Raw genomic sequence first — 2,473 nt, 5'->3', positions numbered from 1 at the left:
CTGTCAATCAGCATCCAATCGTGACCCCTTATCGGCGTCCAATATTGACCCCTCCGGTGCTGAGCTGGCCCGGCGCTGCGTAGTTCCCATGTAACGCAGCGGCGGCGGGCCAGCGGGGTCGCCTTTTCGGTTTACGCCCGGTTCTTGAAGCGCCAGCTTTCGTTGCCGGTTTCGACGATTTCGCAGTGATGCGTCAGACGGTCGAGGAGCGCGGTGGTCATTTTCGCGTCGCCGAAGACGGTTGGCCATTCGCCAAACGCCAGGTTGGTTGTCACGATGATCGAGGTTCGCTCGTAGAGCTTGCTGATCAGGTGGAACAGGAGCTGGCCGCCGGTCTGGGCGAACGGAAGATAGCCGAGTTCGTCGAGGATCAGGAAGTCGAGCCGGGAGATCAGGTCTGCGGTTCGCCCCTGACGTTCGGCCCGGGCTTCGGCGTCGAGCTTGTTGACTAGATCGACGACGTTGAAGAACCTTCCCCGTCTGCCGTTTCTGATGCAGGCACGCGCGATGCTGACCGCGAGATGGGTTTTTCCGGTTCCGGTGCCGCCAACCAGCACGAGGTTGCGTTGGTGGTCGAGGAAGTCTCCCGTGGCGAGGTCACGGATCAGGGTTTCATTGATCTCGGCGACCTCGAAGTCGAACTCCTTGATCTCCTTGGCCAGCGGCAGTTTGGCGATCGTCATCTGGTATTTGATCGAGCGGGCCTGCTTCTCACTGATCTCGGCGGCCAGGAGGTCGCCAATGATCTGTTGCGGCTCGTGTTGTCGCTTGACCGCGGTGGCGATGATCTCGTCGTAGGCCGTCCTCATGCCGTAGAGCTTCAGCTGGCCCATGGCGTCCAGGACCTGTGATCGTTCCATTCGTTGTTCTCCTCAGGCTGTCGTAGCGGTCGCAATTGGCCGCGGGCTCTCGGCCCAGCTTCAGCGCATCCGGTGTCGTGATCGTCAGGGGTGGCGGCGGTTCGCGGTGGCGCGCCAGGATATTCAGAACGACGCCTGCAGAATGGACGTTGTTAGACAGGGCCTCGGCGCAGGCGGCTTCGACGGCGTCGAAGCCATCGGTGAGCACGGCGCCGAGGATCTCGACCACCTGACGGTCGCCGCCGGGCTGTCGTTCGAGCTTGCGCTGCACGCGGCGCAGAGCCGGCGGCAGATCCCACTCCTTGAACGGTGCGCCGTTGCGCAGGGCCCCGGGTTTGCGCGCCAGAACCGGGATGTAATGCAGCGGGTCATAGATCGTCTTGCCGCGACCGAAGGCCCGGTCATGCCGACCCACGATTTGGCCGTCCTGCCAGCATTCCAGCCTGTCGGCATAGGCGCGGATCTCGACGGGCCGCCCGACCGCGCGGGCGTCCACGGAGTAACGGTTCTTGTCGAACCGCACGAGGCAGGTTTTAGACACCGACGCGGGAACGGCATGGAAGCCGTCGAACGGGCCGACATAGGGCACCAGGCTCCCGCGCTCCTCTTCGAATATTTCCCAGATCGTCTTGTCCGGGACATCGGGATGCCGGTTGGCCTTGGCATAGGCGGTGCAGCGATCTTCGAGCCATGCGTTCAGTTCGGCAAAGGATTTGAACTTCGGGCGCGGCACGAAGAACCGCCGCCGGAGCACGCCCACCTGGTTCTCGACCTGGCCCTTCTCCCAGCCCGAGGCCGGGGTGCAGGCCACCGGATCGACCAGGTAGTGCCCGCACATCTGTTGGAAGCGACGATTGTAAGCGCGATCCTTGCCGACAAAGATCGTGTCCACCGCCGTCTTCATATTGTCGTAGATGCCCCGCGCGCAGGCCCCGCCGAAGAAGGCAAACGCCCTGTCATGCGCGTCGAACACCATCTCCTGCGTCTCGCGCGGATAGGCGCGCACGAATGGCATCCGGCTATGGCACAGGCGGACATGGGCGACCTTGACCGTCACTGTCACGCCGTCGAGGACCACGACCTCATGGCTCCAGTCGAACTGGTAGGCCTCGCCCGGATCGAAGACGAGCGGGACATACGCGCTGGCCGACGCCTCCTGTGTCGCCTTCGACCAACTGGAAGCATAGCGCCGGACAGCATCATAGCTGCCGTCATAGCCGCGGTTGCGCAGCTCCTCGTAGACCCGGATCAGCGTCAGGCGTTCGCGCTTCGGCCGTCGGGCATTCTCGGCCAGCATGTCGTCCAGCTCCGAACGCCAGGGATCGATCTTCGGACGCGGCTGCGTCGTGCGGTCATAGGTGAATTCGGTCGCCTCAGATCGGATGACCTTGCGCACCGTGTTCCGGGACAAGCGCAACTCGCGACAGATCTGCTTGATCGACTTGCCTTCGACGAAATGTGCGCGCCTGATCTTCGCGATCGTCTCCACAACCAACATCTCCTGACTGCTCCCCCAATGCCTTTGGGAAAGCTTCTGAGCAGAATTATCAGGGGGGTCACTTTTGGACGCCGATCACCCCAACATAGGGGTCAAACTTGCATGCCGTTTCACA

Annotated in this window: 1 protein-coding gene and 1 pseudogene; both read right to left on the bottom strand. The window is 62.6% G+C overall.

Annotated features, from left to right (window positions below):
* Window positions 1-131 precede the first annotated feature (131 nt).
* Window positions 132-860, bottom strand: coding sequence for an IS21-like element helper ATPase IstB (istB, locus tag IC63_RS16630; RefSeq protein ID WP_036722705.1), 729 nt, complete (start codon window positions 858-860; stop codon window positions 132-134).
* Between the two features lie 7 nt (window positions 861-867).
* Window positions 868-2,358: pseudogene (gene istA, locus IC63_RS16625) on the bottom strand (IS21 family transposase); the annotation flags it as partial.
* Between the last annotated feature and the right edge of the window lie 115 nt (window positions 2,359-2,473).

This window comes from Paracoccus sphaerophysae (genome assembly GCF_000763805.1).
Taxonomy (GTDB): Bacteria; Pseudomonadota; Alphaproteobacteria; order Rhodobacterales; family Rhodobacteraceae; genus Paracoccus; species Paracoccus sphaerophysae.
Note: the sequence above shows the minus strand (reverse complement) of the source record. Positions and strands in the feature narration are given on the sequence as shown.